Annotated in this window: 1 pseudogene; it reads right to left on the reverse strand. The window is 75.5% G+C overall.

The window, feature by feature from the left end:
• Window positions 1-40: 40 nt before the first annotated feature.
• A pseudogene (locus FV223_RS29920) lies at window positions 41-241 on the reverse strand (2-hydroxyacid dehydrogenase); the annotation flags it as partial.

Raw genomic sequence — 241 nt, forward strand, 5'->3', positions numbered from 1 at the left:
CCGGCGGCCAGCCGCAGGCAGACGGTGTTCCGGGCCGGATTCATGCCCGGGCGCCCGCTGCCGGCCAGGGCGTCTCCGCCACCGGCGTGAGCGGCCCGCGGCCCTCGAACCACGAGATCAGGTTGTCGACGACGAGTTGCCCCATGGCGGCGCGGGTCTCGTGCGTGCCCGATCCGACATGCGGCAGCAGCACCACCCGGTCGAGGGCGACGAGCCGCTCCGGCACGTGCGGTTCGGCGGC

It is taken from the genome of Methylobacterium sp. WL116 (assembly GCF_008039455.1).
GTDB lineage: Bacteria > Pseudomonadota > Alphaproteobacteria > Rhizobiales > Beijerinckiaceae > Methylobacterium.